Source organism: Streptomyces sp. rh34 (genome assembly GCF_002551245.1).
Taxonomy (GTDB): Bacteria; Actinomycetota; Actinomycetes; order Streptomycetales; family Streptomycetaceae; genus Streptomyces.
Window position 1 is genome coordinate 1 of sequence record NZ_NTGZ01000615.1, and the last position, 407, is coordinate 407.

At 76.9% G+C, this 407-nt stretch carries 1 protein-coding gene; it reads left to right on the forward strand.

The window, feature by feature from the left end; translation table 11 throughout:
* The coding region (locus CR470_RS38480; RefSeq protein WP_306667848.1) for a biotin/lipoyl-containing protein at positions 1–407 on the forward strand (407 nt) is incomplete at both ends.

A 407-nucleotide genomic window follows, 5' to 3' on the forward strand; every position in this document is an offset into this window, starting at 1 on the left:
CCTCCACCCCGGCCCCGCAGGCCGAGGAGGCGCCCACCGCCCCTTCGACCGAGACCGAGGCTCCGGCCCAGGCCCCGACCGCCGAGGCGGCCACCGGCGGTTCGTCCGCCGAGGGCACCGACGTCACCCTCCCGGCACTCGGCGAGAGCGTCACCGAGGGCACCGTCACCCGCTGGCTCAAGGAGGTCGGCGAGGAGGTGGCCGAGGACGAGCCGCTGCTCGAGGTCTCCACGGACAAGGTCGACACCGAGATCCCCGCCCCGGTCGCCGGTGTGCTGCTGGAGATCGTGGTCGGTGAGGACGAGACCGCCGAGGTCGGCGCGAAGCTCGCCGTCATCGGTGCCCCGGGCGCTGCCCCGGCCGCCGCTCCGGCGCAGCCCGCCGCCCCGGCCCAGGAGGCCCCGAAG